Source organism: Pseudomonas parafulva (assembly GCF_002021815.1).
Lineage (GTDB): Bacteria > Pseudomonadota > Gammaproteobacteria > Pseudomonadales > Pseudomonadaceae > Aquipseudomonas > Aquipseudomonas parafulva_B.
This window is the reverse complement of sequence record NZ_CP019952.1, coordinates 3,845,788-3,861,264: the sequence shown is the minus strand read 5'-3', so window position 1 is coordinate 3,861,264 and position 15,477 is coordinate 3,845,788. Positions and strand designations below refer to the sequence as shown.

The 15,477-nt window shown below is 62.9% G+C and carries 15 protein-coding genes; 7 read left to right on the top strand and 8 right to left on the bottom strand.

Annotated elements, in window-relative coordinates; all coding sequences use genetic code 11:
• Nucleotides 1-2,088 carry a phosphate acetyltransferase gene (gene pta, locus B2J77_RS17300; protein ID WP_078479096.1) on the bottom strand — a complete coding sequence of 696 codons (2,088 nt, stop codon included), beginning with the start codon at nucleotides 2,086-2,088 and terminating at the stop codon, nucleotides 1-3.
• Nucleotides 2,089-2,119: 31 nt separating this feature from the next.
• The gene (locus tag B2J77_RS17295; RefSeq protein WP_058639476.1) at nucleotides 2,120-2,422 is read right to left on the bottom strand and encodes a DUF3565 domain-containing protein; all 303 of its coding nucleotides are present in this window, start codon (nucleotides 2,420-2,422) and stop codon (nucleotides 2,120-2,122) included.
• On the opposite strand from B2J77_RS17295, the gene B2J77_RS17290 reads away from it, so the two are divergent.
• Entirely contained in the window at nucleotides 2,421-2,906 is a 486-nt protein-coding gene (locus B2J77_RS17290) for an FKBP-type peptidyl-prolyl cis-trans isomerase (RefSeq protein ID WP_058605858.1), read from the top strand. The two genes, B2J77_RS17295 and B2J77_RS17290, sit on opposite strands and share 2 nt — an antisense overlap.
• 145 nt (nucleotides 2,907-3,051) lie before the next feature.
• Nucleotides 3,052-3,534: a glutathione peroxidase gene (locus B2J77_RS17285; RefSeq protein ID WP_078479095.1), complete on the top strand. Its 483-nt coding sequence runs from the start codon at nucleotides 3,052-3,054 to the stop codon at nucleotides 3,532-3,534.
• 38 nt (nucleotides 3,535-3,572) lie between these two features.
• Here the strand turns inward: B2J77_RS17285 and B2J77_RS17280 are convergent, their stop codons facing one another.
• Nucleotides 3,573-4,763: a glycosyltransferase family 4 protein gene (locus B2J77_RS17280; protein WP_078479451.1), complete on the bottom strand. Its 1,191-nt coding sequence runs from the start codon at nucleotides 4,761-4,763 to the stop codon at nucleotides 3,573-3,575.
• 174 nt (nucleotides 4,764-4,937) lie between these two features.
• On the opposite strand from B2J77_RS17280, the gene B2J77_RS17275 reads away from it, so the two are divergent.
• Nucleotides 4,938-6,254 carry a methyl-accepting chemotaxis protein gene (locus B2J77_RS17275; protein ID WP_058605856.1) on the top strand — a complete coding sequence of 439 codons (1,317 nt, stop codon included), beginning with the start codon at nucleotides 4,938-4,940 and terminating at the stop codon, nucleotides 6,252-6,254.
• 123 nt (nucleotides 6,255-6,377) lie between these two features.
• On the opposite strand, the gene B2J77_RS17270 is transcribed toward B2J77_RS17275, so the two are convergent.
• Together B2J77_RS17270 and cysZ are read right to left on the bottom strand one after the other, a co-directional pair.
• Nucleotides 6,378-6,593 carry a TIGR02450 family Trp-rich protein gene (locus tag B2J77_RS17270; RefSeq protein ID WP_058639444.1) on the bottom strand — a complete coding sequence of 72 codons (216 nt, stop codon included), beginning with the start codon at nucleotides 6,591-6,593 and terminating at the stop codon, nucleotides 6,378-6,380.
• A gap of 43 nt (nucleotides 6,594-6,636) precedes the next feature.
• Complete coding sequence (cysZ, locus tag B2J77_RS17265; RefSeq protein ID WP_058605855.1) at nucleotides 6,637-7,401, bottom strand: sulfate transporter CysZ; 765 nt, start codon at nucleotides 7,399-7,401, stop codon at nucleotides 6,637-6,639.
• Nucleotides 7,402-7,690: 289 nt separating this feature from the next.
• Between cysZ and trxB the strand changes: the two genes are divergently transcribed.
• Complete coding sequence (gene trxB / locus B2J77_RS17260) at nucleotides 7,691-8,653, top strand: thioredoxin-disulfide reductase (protein WP_058639474.1); 963 nt, start codon at nucleotides 7,691-7,693, stop codon at nucleotides 8,651-8,653.
• A 32-nt stretch (nucleotides 8,654-8,685) separates the two neighbouring features.
• Here the strand turns inward: trxB and nadC are convergent, their stop codons facing one another.
• Complete coding sequence (gene nadC / locus B2J77_RS17255) at nucleotides 8,686-9,534, bottom strand: carboxylating nicotinate-nucleotide diphosphorylase (RefSeq protein WP_023534717.1); 849 nt, start codon at nucleotides 9,532-9,534, stop codon at nucleotides 8,686-8,688.
• A gap of 242 nt (nucleotides 9,535-9,776) precedes the next feature.
• Here nadC and B2J77_RS17250 point away from each other — a divergent pair, with 242 nt between their 5' ends.
• The 3 genes from B2J77_RS17250 to ampE all read left to right on the top strand — a co-directional run bounded on the left by B2J77_RS17250 (nucleotide 9,777) and on the right by ampE (nucleotide 13,420).
• Nucleotides 9,777-11,936 (top strand): DUF1631 domain-containing protein, encoded by a 2,160-nt coding sequence (locus B2J77_RS17250; RefSeq protein ID WP_078479094.1) that lies wholly within the window; start codon nucleotides 9,777-9,779, stop codon nucleotides 11,934-11,936.
• Nucleotides 11,937-12,010: 74 nt separating this feature from the next.
• Nucleotides 12,011-12,577: a 1,6-anhydro-N-acetylmuramyl-L-alanine amidase AmpD gene (gene ampD, locus B2J77_RS17245; protein ID WP_058639441.1), complete on the top strand. Its 567-nt coding sequence runs from the start codon at nucleotides 12,011-12,013 to the stop codon at nucleotides 12,575-12,577.
• Nucleotides 12,578-12,580: 3 nt separating this feature from the next.
• Nucleotides 12,581-13,420, top strand: coding sequence for a regulatory signaling modulator protein AmpE (gene ampE, locus B2J77_RS17240; RefSeq protein ID WP_078479093.1), 840 nt, complete (start codon nucleotides 12,581-12,583; stop codon nucleotides 13,418-13,420).
• Nucleotides 13,421-13,444: 24 nt separating this feature from the next.
• Here the strand turns inward: ampE and B2J77_RS17235 are convergent, their stop codons facing one another.
• Nucleotides 13,445-14,233 carry a TatD family hydrolase gene (locus B2J77_RS17235; RefSeq protein ID WP_058639473.1) on the bottom strand — a complete coding sequence of 263 codons (789 nt, stop codon included), beginning with the start codon at nucleotides 14,231-14,233 and terminating at the stop codon, nucleotides 13,445-13,447.
• A gap of 2 nt (nucleotides 14,234-14,235) precedes the next feature.
• Nucleotides 14,236-15,231, bottom strand: coding sequence for a catabolite repressor/activator (gene cra / locus B2J77_RS17230; protein WP_058605850.1), 996 nt, complete (start codon nucleotides 15,229-15,231; stop codon nucleotides 14,236-14,238).
• Nucleotides 15,232-15,477: the final 246 nt, after the last annotated feature.

Sequence of the window (15,477 nt, the reverse complement as noted above, 5' to 3'; positions counted from 1 at the left end):
TCAGCGCACCTCGCTTGCCTGAATGGCGGTCAGGGCAATGGTGTGCACAATGTCGTCGACCTGCGCCCCGCGCGGTAGATCGTTCACCGGTTTGCGCAGCCCCTGCAGCATGGGCCCGAGGCTCACGCCGTCGGTACTGCGCTGCACGGCCTTGTGTGTGGTATTGCCGGTGTTCAGGTCCGGGAACACGAACACCGTGGCGCGACCGGCCACCTTACTGCCCGGCGCCAGGTCGCGTGCAACGGCCGGGTTGACAGCCGCATCGTATTGCAGCGGCCCATCGATCAACAGCTGTTCGGCGCCCTCCCTGGCCATGCGTGTGGCCTCTCGCACTTTTTCCACCTCCTCGTCGCTTGCCGAATCGCTTGAATAACTGATCATCGCGACCCGTGGCGTGATGCCGAAGGTATGCGCCGATGCAGCACTCTGGCGCGCGATCTCGGCGAGTTCGGCGGCATTGGGGTGAGGGTTCATCACGCAGTCGCCGTAGACCAGCACCTGGTCCGGAAACAGCATGAAGAAGACCGAAGAAACCAGGCTGGCGCCCGGTGCGGTCTTGATCAGCTGTAATGCAGGACGGATGGTATTGGCCGTCGAATGCACCAGACCCGAGACCAGGCCATCGACTTCGTCCAGGGCCAGCATCATGGTGCCGATGACCACCGGGTCTTCAAGCTGTTGTTCGGCCATCGGTGCGTTGAGGTTCTTGCTCTTGCGCAGCGCCACCATGGGCTCGACATAGCGCTCGCGGATCAGGTCCGGGTCCAACACCTCCAGCCCTTCGGGCAGGGTGATGCCCTGGGCTCGGGCCACGGCATCGACCGCTTCAGGCTTTGCGAGCAGCACGCAGCGGGCAATGCCGCGTGCCTGGCAGATGGCCGCCGCCTGCACCAGCAGCGGCTCGGCCCCTTCGGGCAGGACGATACGTTTGTTGGCCTGCTGCGCGCGCTGGATCAGTTGATAGCGAAATACCGCAGGTGACAGGCGCATCTCGCGCGGAGCGCCGCAGCGCTGGCTCAACCAGGCGCCGTCAAGGTGGCTGGCCACGAAGTCGGTGATGAACTCGGCGCGCTCGCGGTCATCGACCGGAATTTCCCTGTTCAGGGCATTGAGCTGGTTGGCGGTGTCATATGACCCTGTGCTGACCGACAGGATCGGCAACCCTGCCTGCAGCGCTCCGCGGCATAGCCCCAGGATGCGCGCATCGGGCTTGCTGTCGCTGGTCAGCAGCAGGCCTGCCAACGGCACGCCGTTGATCGCTGCCAGGCTCACGGCGAGGATGATGTCGTCGCGATCGCCGGGCGTCACCACCAACGTTCCAGATGTCAGCAGCGGCACGGTATTGGCCACCGTGCGGGCGCAGATGATGATCTTGGTCATGCGGCGCTGCTCAAAGTCACCGGCATTGAGGACCTGGGCCCCGAGCAGCTCTGCCACATCCCGCGTGCGCGGGGCATTGAGCTCCGGCTGATAGGGAATGCAGCCGATCAGGCGGAAATCATTGCCGCGCAGCAGCGGCGAGTGCTCACGCAGACGCGTTGAGAATTGCTCCATGCTCTGGTCGGTGCGCACCTTGTTCAGGATCACACCCAGCACCTTGGGGTCGCGCGGGCCTCCGAACAGCTGGGCCTGCAGCTCGACCCTGCCGGACAGTTCACTGAGCACTTCCTGTTCGGCGGCCGATACCAGGATCACTTCGGCATCCAGGCTCTTGGCAAGGTGCAGGTTCACGCGGGCTGCGTAGCTGGCGTGACGGGTAGGGACCATGCCCTCGACCACTACCACGTCGTTGCCGACACAAGCCTGCTGGTACAGGCGAACGATCGACTCGAGCAGCTCGTCCAGCTGACCATCGCCCAGCATCCGTTCGACCTGGGCCAGGCTCAGCGGCGTCGGCGGCATGATGCCGTGGGTACGAGCGATCAGCTCGGTAGAGCGCTCCGGGCCGGTGTCGCCCGGGTGGGGCTGGGCAACAGGCTTGAAGAAGCCCACTTTCAGGCCGGCGCGCTCCAGCGTGCGCACAAGGCCCAGGCTGATGGACGTAAGGCCGACGCCAAAGTCGGTTGGTGCGATGAAAAAAGTCTGCATGCGTGCTTCTCGAAATAAGCGGTGCAAGGGATCAGCGATCAAGGGTAGCGCTATCGGCACCCTGTGCGCACCAACCGCACGGGAACGCCTGGCCAATGCGCTGCGCTCGCTGTTCGGGGTCGAGCACCCATGGGCGCAGCTGCCAGGGCGGCACGTGGCGCAGGTGCTGGGTGTGGCCACAGCTCAACTGGGCGACCCAGTGGCCTTCGGCATCCTGGGAAAAAGCGATGATCCGACTGATGGGCATGGGCGGATCCAGGCGAGGTTCGCAATCGGGCGATGGCTTGGTTACACTTGTGCGTTCTACATTCTTTTGCAAAAGGTCTTGCCCCATGCTGATCGCCGCCAACAAGGCTGTCTCCATCGACTATACCCTGACTAACGACGCCGGGGAGACCATCGACAGCTCCGCCGGTGGCGCGCCGCTGGTTTACCTGCAAGGTGCCGGCAACATCATCCCAGGCCTGGAAAAAGCCCTGGAAGGCAAACAGGCCGGCGACGAGCTGACCGTTTCCATCGAGCCTGAAGAGGCCTACGGCGAATACCTGGCCGAGCTGGTCAGCACCCTGAACCGCAGCCTGTTCGAAGGCGTCGACGAGCTGGAAGTGGGCATGCAGTTCCACGCCTCGGCCCCCGATGGCCAGATGCAGATCGTCACCATCCGTGACGTGGACGGCGACGACGTGACCGTCGATGGCAACCACCCACTGGCCGGCCAGCGCCTGAACTTCCAGGTCAAGGTCGTTGACGTACGTGACGCCAGCGAAGAAGAAATCGCTCACCGTCACATCCACGGTGAAGGTGGCCATCACCACTGATCTTTCTGCGCTAAGCTCAGAAAGTCGCCAGGCGTTCGGGCAAGCCGCCCTGCCTTCCCAAGGAAGGCGACGGCTTGAACGAACGCCTTTTTAGTGGGCGCAATTTGCCCAGGTGCCGTCGGCGACCTGAAAAGGGGATTACAGCATGAGTGCATTTCACGACCTGAAGTTGAACGCGCTTGACGGTGGCGATCTGTCCTTGAAACCGTACAAGGGGCAGGTAGTGCTGGTGGTCAACGTGGCCTCCAAGTGCGGCCTGACACCTCAGTACGCGGCGCTTGAGCAGCTCTACCAGACGTACAAGGACAAAGGCTTCACGGTCCTTGGCCTACCCTGCAATCAATTCGCAGGGCAGGAGCCGGGGAGCGAAGCGCAGATCCAGGAATTCTGCAGCATGAACTACGGCGTGAGCTTTCCGCTCGGCGCCAAGCTCGATGTGAACGGGCCCCGGCGCCATTCGATGTATCGTCTTCTGGCGGGCGAGGGCGCGGAGTTTCCGGGGGACATTACCTGGAATTTCGAGAAATTCCTGGTGGGCAAGGACGGGCGTGTATTGGCGCGCTTCTCCCCGCGCACGGCGCCGGATGATCCTGCGGTGGTCCAGGCCATCGAGAAAGCCCTGGGCTGATCACGTACCGGGTATTCGCCTTGGCCGCAGCGACGGCTTCACAGCGGCGGCATGGGCTGCATCGACTTCGCTTGGCGCGCATGAGCGCTCAGTGAAGCGCTGAGCAAGTGCGCTTCGAACTGGTCGACGATTTCCGACCACCCCTGATGGCTGGCATGCTGCCGAGCGTTGAGCCTCACCCGCCGCAGGGTCTCGCTGTCTTGCAACAGCCAGCAAGCGGCATCGATGAAGGCTGCCGCATCCCTTGGCATGGCCAGCGCCCCATTGTGGCCATGGCCGATGTGCTGCGCAGCCGTTGCCTGGTCATAAGCGACCACCGCCAACCCTGACGCCATGGCTTCGAGCACCACACGGCCAAACGTCTCGATCAGGCTGGGGAACAGAAACAGGTCACTGCTGGCATAGTGCTCGGCCAGTTGTTCGCCTCGCTGGACGCCGCATAGCACAGCCCCAGGAACCTGCTGCTGTAGCTTCCCCCGCAGTGGCCCGTCCCCCACCAGAATCAGGCGTACCCTTCGCTGTGGCAAAGCCCGTTGCAAAGCCTCGAAACAGCTTTGCAAAAGCCCCAGGTTTTTCTCCGGTGCCAACCGTCCCACATGCAGGACGGCGATATCATCGTGGCCCAGACCCCAGTGTTCGCGCAGCGCCTGGCTGCGACGGGCCGGGTTGAACAGCTCCGCGTCCACACCGTGCGGCATGTGCACCAGCCGCTCGAAGCCGCGGCGCTCCAGCCAACGCCGGTGGCTCAAGCTGGGCACGAGCGTCAAGACGGCCCGGCCATGAAACCAGCGCAGGTAAAGGCTTAGCAGGCGTCCCACTACGCCCATGCCGTGTTGCCCTGAAAGATGCGCAACGTGGGTATGCAATCCGCTAACAACGGCGATTCCTAATCGCCGAGCAGTGCGTAATGCGCTCAGCCCCAGGGGGCCTTCAGTGGCGATGTAAATGACGTCAGGCCGTTGCCGGCGCCAGTGCCTTGCCAGCGTGCGCAGGGAGACCTTGTCCCGTTGCAAACCCAGATAGCCGGGCAGTGGCCAGTCGCGCCACAGTCGCACGCCAGGGTTGTGCCCCGAAGCCTGCTCTCCTGGCTGTCGGGGGCGCACGATCCTGACGTGATGGCCACGCTGGCGCAGCCCTTCGCTCAGGTTCAACAGTGTGCAGGCCACGCCGTTGACGTGCGGGGCGAAGGTATCGCTGACGAGGCAGATGTGCAGAGCAGGTGTATTCATGAACTGACTATCCACCTGCTGCATTGCCGGGGCATGACGGCGAAGTGACGTCGGCATGATGCAGAGGGGGCATGACGCCTGTAACGCGCACGAATATTCATCAAGGCTGCACTCAAGAGGCGCAGTTGCCCGCCGATGCAGTTGCATTCGCCCCCACGCTCCAGGAGAGCGGTGATGTTCAACAACAAGCTCAAGCAAGAAATCCGGCAGTTGCGTGAAGAACTGATGATCATCGACCAGATCAAGAGCAGCCTGGACAGCGAGATGCTGGTGCTGCAACTCGACCCTGCCGGTCGGATCGAACTGGTCAATGGCAATTTCGAAACCGAGATGCTGTATCGGGCTGACCAATTGCTTGGGCGCAACATCGACGACATCGTGCCTGCCCACGTCAAGTCACTGGATTTTCACCAGCGCATGAAAAATGCCATCAGCCGGGGCGAGCATTTCAATGGCGCGTTTCGCCTGCTGCGCGGGGACGGCCAGGAAGCTTGGCTACGTTCGATCCTGCAACCTGTGAAGGGTAGCGACGGGCGCATCAAGTATTTCACCCTGCATTCGAGCGACCTGACCCGTACCATCGTCACCTCCCGCGAGCACGAGAGCCTGATCAAGGCGCTGATGCGCTCGACGGCGGTTATCGAGTTCGATCTCGATGGCATGATCCTGACCGCCAACGAACGCTTCTTGTCGGCAGTGGGGTACCGGCTGGATCAGATCCGTGGCAAGCACCACCGCATGTTCTGCGAACCGGCCGAGGTCAATTCACCCGGCTACCAAGCGTTCTGGGACAAGCTTCGCCGCGGTGAGTACATTGCCGAACGCTTCCGTCGGATCGATGCCCATGGCCGGGTGATCTGGCTGGAAGCTTCCTACAACCCGATCTTCAACGCCCACGATGAGCTGTACAAAGTGGTCAAGTTCGCCACGGTCATCACCGATCAGGTGAACCAGGAGCAAGCGGTGGCCCAGGCGGCGGACGTCGCCTACAACACCTCCCGGGAAACGGACACCAGCGCCCGTCGGGCCACAGAGGTGGTCGGGCAGAGCGTCAGCGTCATGCGTGGGCTCGAAGCCTCGATGCTTCAGGCTGCCGAAGGCATCCAGGCGCTGGACACCCAGTCGCGGGTCATCGGTTCGATCATCAAGACCATCAGCGATATCGCCGGGCAGACCAACTTGCTGGCGCTCAACGCCGCCATCGAAGCCGCCCGTGCTGGCGAGCAGGGGCGGGGCTTTGCGGTGGTGGCCGATGAGGTGCGTCAGCTGGCCTCGCGCACCAGCACGGCTACCGAGGAAATAGCCCGTGTGGTACAGCAAAACGAGCAGTTGGCCCAGGCTGCAGTGTCGATCATCGACACCAGCAAGCGCCAGGCCGAAGAAGGCCGCGCGCTGGCGGACCAGACCGGAAACGTGATTGAGGAAATCCAGGAAGGGGCCAGGCGGGTGGTGGATGTGGTGGGGCAGTTTTCCAGCCGCCTGGGGCAGTGATGCTGGGCAGTTGTGCAGGCCGGTTGTGTTCCATGGTGAGGCGACGCGGCGGCGCTCCCGTTGGACGCGCCTAAGATCGGCCGCTGCCTGACGGGCACGCGGCCGGTTCGGTCAGTCACTCGCTCATCGCCAACCCATCGCCCATACCTGGGCGTCGCGCAGCACCCGCCAATCCAGCCACTCGCTGCGCCCGCTGTGCACCGCCTGCAGTTCCACACGCAGCAGCACGCCCGCTTCGTCGTGCTCCAGGTCGATGACCAGGAAGTGCTTTTCACGGTTCACCGGCTGCGTCGCGGTCCATTTCGACAGCTTGAGTTTGGCGGGACTGAAGCGGTTCATGGTCTGCTCCTGTAGATGAGGTAGGGTAACGCCTGGGACAGGCTCAGGCTCGATGCGCAGGTGTGTTCACGGCCCGTGCATTGCCATTCTCGCGCACCCAGAACAAGGTAGCCCCAGCCACCGCCGCCGGCATCATCACCACGTTCACCCCCGGGATCAGCAACGCCAGGTAGGTCACCCCGCCAAAGCCCAGGGACTGCCAGCGTTTTTCCCGCAGCCAGGCGAGCATGTCCTGCCAGCTCATCTTGTTGTTGTCGGCCGGGTAGTCGATGTATTGGATGGCCATCATCCACACGCCGAAAATCAGCCAAAGCGGCGCGGCGACCACGTTGACCACCGGGATCAACGACAGGATGAACAAGCCGGTGGCGCGCGGCAGGAAGTAGCCGAGCTTGCGCATTTCGCGGCCCAGTGTGCGGGGGATCATCGCCAGCAGCTCGGCCCAGCTGAAGGCCGGGAAGTGATCGTCGCCGCGCACCACCACTTCCACCTTTTCAGCCAGAAAGCCATTGAACGGCGCGGCGATGATGTTGGCCACCAGGGTAAAGGTGAAGAACACCATCAGCACCAGCAACACCACGAACAGGGGCCAGAGGATATAGGTCAGAAAGCTGAGCCAGCTTGGCAGTGTGGGCACCAGCGCGTCCAGCCACTGGCTGAACTGGTGGCCGGCAAAATAGATGAGGCCACCGAACAGCAGCAGGTTGATGGTCAGCGGCAGCAGCACGAACAAGCGCAGGCCAGGGCTCAGGATCAGCTTCAGGCCTTCGCGCAGGTACTGCGGCCCGGAAAGAACGGGGGCTTGCATGTATCACTCCGCAGAAAAGGTGGTTGGCAGACATTACCGAGTTTCAGGGGGATGCGGAAGCTGCACCATCTGGGTGAAACCGGTGGTAACAAAAGCCAATGATCGGACCCTGCCAACGCAACGACGCGCATAGACGATGGCTATGAGGTGGATTGTCTAAGGATATTTCCTTACTCTTTGCCACCTCGCTACAGTGCGCTCATATTTCAGCGTCACCGGCCTGCCCGTGGTGCAGGCCCTACTTCATTTGCACAGCTGGCCTTTTCAGCCCGCTCGACAGGAGTTCGACATGTCCGAAGCACGTCATTCGCGCGTCATCATTCTGGGCTCCGGCCCTGCCGGTTACAGCGCAGCGGTCTATGCGGCCCGTGCCAACCTCAAGCCGCTGCTGATCACTGGCATGCAGGCCGGTGGCCAATTGACCACCACCACCGAAGTCGACAACTGGCCAGGCGACCCGCACGGCCTGACCGGCCCGGCACTGATGCAACGCATGCAAGAGCACGCCGAGCGTTTCGAGACTGAAATCGTCTTCGATCACATCAATGCCGTGGACCTGGCCAACAAGCCGTTCACCCTGACCGGCGACAGCGGCACCTACACCTGCGACGCCCTGATTGTGGCCACTGGCGCCAGTGCTCGCTACCTGGGCCTGCCGTCGGAAGAAGCGTTCATGGGCAAGGGCGTATCGGCCTGCGCCACCTGCGATGGTTTCTTCTACCGCAACAAGCCGGTCGCAGTGGTTGGCGGCGGCAACACGGCCGTTGAAGAGGCGCTGTACCTGGCGAACATTGCCAGCAAGGTAACCCTGGTGCACCGCCGCGATACGTTCCGCGCCGAGAAGATCCTGGTCGACAAGCTGCATGCCCGCGTCGCCGAAGGCAAGATCGAACTCAAGCTCAACGCTACCCTGGATGAAGTCCTGGGCGACAACATGGGTGTGACCGGCGCGCGCTTGAAGAACAACGATGGCAGCACTGACGAGATCAAGGTAGATGGCGTGTTCATCGCCATCGGCCACACCCCGAACACCTCGCTGTTCGAAGGCCAGCTGACCCTCAAGGACGGCTACCTGGTGGTCAGCGGCGGCCGTGAAGGCAACGCCACCGCCACCAACGTCGCGGGTGTGTTCGCCGCAGGTGACGTGGCTGACCATGTCTACCGTCAGGCCATCACCTCGGCCGGTGCTGGTTGCATGGCCGCCCTGGACGTCGAGCGCTACCTGGACGGCCTGGCCAACGCCTCGTTCTGATCCCTCGACCGGGGCCGCCTGGCGGCCCCGTGTTACAGGCTCAGGCGCATCGACAGGTCGACCGCTCGCACATCCTTGGTCATCGAACCTATCGAGATGTAGTCCACACCGGTTTCGGCGATGGCCCGCAGGGTCGTTTCGCTGACGCCGCCACTGGCCTCCAGCTTGGCCTTGCCAGCGGTGATCCCGACGGCTTCTTTCATCTCGTCGAGCGTCAGCTCATCGAGCATGATGATGTCGGCACCCGCGCTTAGCGCCTGATGCAATTCCTCCAGGCTTTCCACCTCGATTTCCACCGGCTTGCCGGGGGCGATGCGGTGTGCGGCTTGTACCGCCTCGGCGACGCCACCACAGGCGGCGATATGGTTTTCCTTGATCAGGAAAGCGTCATACAGGCCTATGCGGTGGTTGTAGCAGCCGCCACAGGTCACTGCGTACTTTTGCGCCAGGCGCAGGCCCGGCAAGGTCTTGCGAGTGTCCAGCAACTGTACGTGGGTACCTTCGACCAGATCCGCCAACGTGCGTGCACGCGTGGCGACCCCGGACAGCATCTGCAGGAAGTTGAGTGCACTGCGCTCGCCGCTGAGCAGCGCGCGCGCCGGGCCTTCCAGGTGGAACAGCGGTTGGTTGGGCTGGGCGCGATCGCCGTCGACCACCTGCCAGTGCACGGCTACGCGTGGATCGAGTTGACGAAACACCGCATCGACCCAGGCCGTACCGGCCACCACACACGCTTCGCGGGTAATGATCGTTGCCTTGGCCAGCCGCTCGGCCGGGATGAGCTGGGCGGTGATGTCGCCGCTGCCGATGTCCTCCAGCAACGCACGGCGCACGTTGGCTTCGATTTCGGCGGTGAGGTCGGCAAGGCGTAGGTTAGGCATGGTTGGCTCCACAAGCGAGATGCCCGCGATTATAGGGCAGGGCGCAGGCGTGTACAGCCGGTGCTCGGCTGCCATGACGCAACGGGTTGAGCAATCACTGCCTGTACAGGGTCAAGACATTTGCCAAGGAAACGCGTCTGGCAGTAAAAGGAATTATTCCTGATAATGCTGTCTGATATTTGGCGTCATGCTATTGGCGAAACTGGCCGCGTCTAGGCCCGACACCCTGCAAGGAGTACAGGATGCACAAAGAGGGCAAGGTAGTGCCCTTGGCGGCGGCTGAACATGGACGGCGCACGCCCCCCACGAGTCTGCCCATCGCGCTGCTGCAGGTGCGCGATCAGGCCGCCCTGCAACTGCGCCAGGGTTTGCAGGCGCTGTTCGACAATGCCGACGATACCCTGTTCGAAATGGCCGACAAGGCCGCGGACCGGTTCGCTCAGCACCTGTATTTCGAAGCCATGCGCGACTTGCGACTCAAGCGCAAGAGCATCGAGCGGCTGTTTCTCGATACCGTCCATGAAGCCTTCGCGCGCTTGGCCGAGCCTGAGCCTGAGCATACCCCGGCAACCGTCGCTCCCGTATTGTCGCTCACCCCCGGTCAGTCCGAGCGTGCAGCAGCGGTGGAGGCGATGGTGACCAGGGTAAAGGCCCGTGATGGCGTCGCGCTACAGCAGCTGGGCCTGCGCTTGCAGACGCTGCTCGAACGTCATGTGCCTGAGCAGTGCAACCCCCTGAACCCGATTGCCTTGTGTCGCTGCTTTCTCGAGGCCGGGCAAAGCCTGGGTGTAGGGCCGCGCGTCAAGCTGGTGCTGCTCAAGCTGTTCGAGCGGTATGTATTGTGCGACGCGCAAGTCATCTATGGCGAAGCCAACAGGCTGCTGATTGCGGCAGGCGTGCTGGGTCAGCTGCCACCGACGCCTTGCCGACGAGCCGGGGACAGTTACTTGCTGGCGGAGCCGGACGAGCGCTCCTACCATGAGCCTGAAGCGAGCGAAGATACCGCAGGCGATGCGTTGTTCGCCTCCCTGCAACCGCTTCTGCGATCCGCACGTGGTTTGTTCGCGCCTCGCCTGGAGGCACCGGCCGGCGCCCAGCCGGTCAGCAGAGCCGATCTGCTGCGGTTACTCTCACATCTGCAGCACTATGTGCCAGAGCCCGATGCGGCTGACGATTTCGCCCTTGGCCAGCAAGTGGAGCAATTGCTGCTGACCATCAGCGTGCGTAGCGGTACCCGCCGCTTTATTGGCGGGGACGACGAAGACATGATCAACCTGATCGATCACGTGTTCAGGTTTATTGCTCGCGACGACAATCTACCCCCCTGCCTGCGAGCCGTGCTGGCGCGCCTGCAGATCCCGCTGCTCAAGGTGGCGCTGCTGGACAGGGGGCTGCTCAGCCGCGCCAGTCATCCCGCCCGGCGGCTGCTCAACGAAATGGCGGCGGCGGGGCTCGGCTGCGACCCGCGCGAGCAAGAGCAGGGTGATGCGTTGCAACTGCGCGCTGAACGTGTGGTTCAGCGCCTGCTCATCGACTTTGCCGAAGACACGAGTCTGTTCGGTGAGCTACTCGAGGACTTGCTCGGGCAGACCCAGCATGAACGGCGGCGTACCGAGTTGTTCGAGCAGCGCACCCGGGACGCCGAAGAGGGGCGGGCCAATGCATCGCTTGCCAGGCGACAGGTGCAACACGTGCTCAGCCAGCGCCTGCGGGGACGGGTCTGGCCCCAGGCAGTGGTACGGATGCTGATCAACAACTGGAGCCAGGTGATGATGCTGGCTTGGCTCAGACACGGCGAAGCGTCTCTGGGCTGGCGCAGTGCGCTGCAGACCCTCGATACCTTGCTGGCCAGTGTGACGCCATCGCTTCAGCCGCAGGCCCTGGTGCATCAGGTACCACCATTGCTCAAGTCGTTGCGCGATGGGCTGGCCAGTGTCGGAACCGACTCGCTGGTGACCCGTGAATTTTTCCGCAAACTCGAACAACTGCACATACGTGCTTATGCAGGTGGCGCTGAGGCCGACGAGGACGACATCCTGGTCACCCAGGACATCCTGTTGGCGTTGGCCGAAGAGGCAGACGGACCTGGGCAGCAACCGGCCGGTGACAAGGGCAAGGTCAAGGTCTCGCAGAAGGTGCAACGCTTGCGCATGGGTACCTGGATTGAAGTGTCCGATGACAGTGGCATTCAGCGCTGCAAGTTGGTGGCACGCCTGGACAGTTGCGACAAGCTCGTCTTTGCAAATCGCAGCGGCATGAAAGTGCGGGAGTGGAGTGGCGCAGGCCTTACCCAGGCCCTGGAAGCCGGCACCGTTCGCGTATTGGATGACGGTCCTTTGTTCGAGCGCGCCCTGGAAGCGGTCATAGAGGATTTGCACAGGAGCGGGCTGGCTGCTTTGTGATGATTACCGTGTCAACGCTAGCGGCAGCAGGGCATACTGACGCTCTGTGCAGCACTTTTCAGGACAGGCCCCTCATGCAATTGGACCGTGCCACTGGCTGGTTCCACGGAGACGGAATCACCCACTGCCCCTCACCGAATTTCAACGCCCGCCCGCAAGGTGAGCAGATTTCTCTGCTGGTGCTTCACAACATCAGCTTGCCGCCGGCCAACTTCGGCGGCGGTTACGTCCAGGCGTTCTTTCAGAACCGGCTCGACCCGAACGCACACCCGTATTTCGCCAGCATCGAGCACCTGAAGGTATCTGCACACCTGTTCATCGAGCGTGGGGGGGCGGTGACCCAGTTCGTCTCGTTGCATGATCGGGCCTGGCATGCCGGCGTCTCCTGTTTCGACGGCCGTGAGGGCTGTAACGATTTCTCGATCGGCATCGAGCTGGAGGGCACTGACGAGATACCGTATACCGATGCGCAGTACCTGACCCTCGACCGCTTGACGCGGCACATCCGCAAGGCCTGGCCGGCCATCGCACCCGAGCGTATCCAAGGGCACAGCGATATCGCCCCCCAACGCAAGACCGACCCCGGCCCTGCCTTCGACTGGGTGCGGTATCGCCAGGCGTTACAGCGCGAGGAGGGCTGAGGCATGAGTTTTCTGGTGTTGATCCTGGTGCTGTGGTTCGAGAAATTTTCCGGCTTGCGCCATCTGGTCCAGCGTGACGGTTTCTTCCTTGGCGAACTGGCGCGCCTTGAGCGCAAAGGTGGGCTGCCTGTAGGGTGGGTACTGGCCGCTGTGGTGCTGGCTCCGGTGCTGGTGCTGACACTGCTGTTACATGTGCTTGAGCCCGTTGCCTACGGCCTGCTGGCCTTGCCAGTACATCTTCTGGTGCTGGTTTATAGCCTGGGACGTGGCGATGCCAAGGCTTCCCTCGGGCCTGTGCGTGACGCCTGGCACAGGGGCGATGAACAGGCCGCGCTGCACGTGGCTGCACGTGACCTTGGCATAGTGGCCGATGGGCCACGCAACCTGCGCGAACGCCTGCAAAGCAGGTTGCTGTGGGAGGCCTACCAGGGCTTTTTCGCCGTCATCTTCTGGTACTTCCTGCTGGGGCCGGCCGTTGCCCTGGCTTACCGCCTTCTGGCGTTGTGCCAAGCGCACAGTCAGCGACCCGCACTCCAGCACCGCGCCGAGCAGCTTCGCCACCTCATGGACTGGGTGCCGGTCAGGGTGGTGGCATTGAGCTTTGCCCTGGTCGGCAACTTCGTGGCCGTTGCCCGCGAAATATTGCACGAGTTGTTGAACTGGCATGTCACTGCCGCGCACCTGGTAGCCCGCGTCGGGCGTATGGCTGATGACGGCAGTGATGCCGGCACTGCCAGTGAGAATGATTGCGGGATGCGACGCCTGGATGGCCTATGGGACCTGGTGCTGCGTTGTGGTGTGCTGTGGTATGCCGCTTTCGCGTTGTGGACCGTGTTGGCCTGACCGCGCGGGGCGGGCCGGCGCGAATCAATGCAGGGCTTGCCAACCGAACAGCTCGCAGGCATTGCGCGTGCTCGCTTCGGCCAATTGCTCGACGGGCACGCCCATCGACTCGGCCAGCGATTGTGCGATGTCTGGCAGGTGCTCGGGGCTGTTGCGCACCCCCGGATGCATGACCGGCGCCATGTCCGGTGCGTCGGTCTCCAGCACCACGCTGTCGAGCGGTAAGCGGGCAATCGTACGGCGCAGCCGCAAGGCCTGGGGCCAGGTCGCCGCGCCGCCCAACCCAAGCCGAAAGCCTAGCTTGATGTACTCACGTGCCTCTTCGTAACTGCCGGCGAATGCATGGATGATACCCGCCCGCATGGGCTTGTAGCGCTTGAGGGTGGCAATCACCTGGGCATGGCTGCGGCGCACGTGCAGCAGGGCCGGTAGCTGGAAGTCGCACGCCATTTGCAACTGCGCTTCGAACACGTCCTGCTGACGAGCCTTGTCCAGTTCAGGGAGGTAGTAATCCAGTCCGAACTCGCCCAGCGCACACAGGCGGCTATCGCCACGCAAGCGCTCCAGCCAGGCGCGCAACTGCTCGATGTGGCTCGGTTGATGATCTTCAAGGTAGACCGGGTGCAGGCCAAGCGCCGCGGCCAGGCGCGAGTCGCTGCAGGCCAGGTCCCATACCCGCTGAAAGTTGGCCTGATGAACCCCCAGCACCACCATTCGCTCGACGCCTTGCGCGCTTGCACGGGCCATCAGGCTCGGGCGGTCGGCGTCGAAGTCCGGGAAGTCCAGGTGCGTGTGGGTGTCGATCAGACGCAGGTTCATGACGGGTCGATTCGTTGCTTGAAGGTGCGCGAGACCGCATGCACGCCTGGTTCGTAGCGTTTTTCTTCAATCGCGGCAAGGGCCAGTTCCAGTGCCTTGGCGGCCATGTCCCCGTGACGTTGGGCCATGGCATTGACCGGCAGCGGCAAGAAGTCGAGCAACTGGTTGTCGCCGAATGTACCCAGCTGCAACCTGCGCGACTCGGTGGGCTGGGCGTGCAGCGCGTCGAACACTCCCTGCAGGAGCACGTACGAAGTGGTGATCAAGGCATCGGGCAGGCCACCCAGCTCATCGATCAATTGCTGCATGAGGCGCTGCCCGCACTCTCGGCTGAACGCTTCGCCCTGGTAGCGGCGCACCTCACCGGCAAAGCCCTGTAGCGCATCGTCGAAGCCACCGGCGCGGGCCTGGCTAACCGACAGTTCAGGGCGTGCGCCGATCAAGGCAATGCTGCCTGGCGAGGTGCTCAACAGGCTGGCGGCCAGACGACGACTGGCATCATGGTCATCGCTGATCACCGAGCAGAAATACCGGGGGTCCAGGCCTCGGTCGATGGCAATGACCGGCAGGCCCTTGTCTTGCAACTCGCGGTAGCTCTGATCGTGCGGCGGCAGGCAGCTGGCCACGAACAAGGCATCGCACCGGCGCGCCCGGAACAGCTGCTGCAACTGGCGCTCGCTGTCGGGCTGGTCGTCACTGCTGGCGATCAGCAACTGGTAGCCCCGGGCCCGAGCCCCTTGCTCAAGGCGCTTGGCAATACGCGCGTAGCTGGGGTTCTCAAGGTCCGGGAGGATGAAGCCCAGCGTGCGGGTATGCCGGCTGCGCAGGCCAGCGGCCTGAGGGTTGGGCGTAAATCCATGGGCCTGCACCACCGCCTGCACGCGCTCCACGGTGCTGTTGCTGATGCGTTGCTGTTCGGCCTTGCCATTGATGACGTAGCTGGCGGTAGTGACGGACACACCGGCCAGGCGGGCGATATCGCTGAGTTTCACCGAGTTTTCCTTGTTATGACCAAAGCTGGCTGTAGGCGATGACCAGGCAGTTTGACCCTGATACCGCAGCGAGCGCAGGCGAGCATTGTCGCAATTGTCCGACAGGATGGGGCTTTTTCATCGGCAGATTATCGAGTAACGTGGCCGCCTGGTCAGATTAAACGTTTCAGCCTCCTGATTTTCTGCCTCTGCTGCCCACTGTGCAAGGCGGTTGAACTGGCCATTTCCGTGAATTTCACAACAATA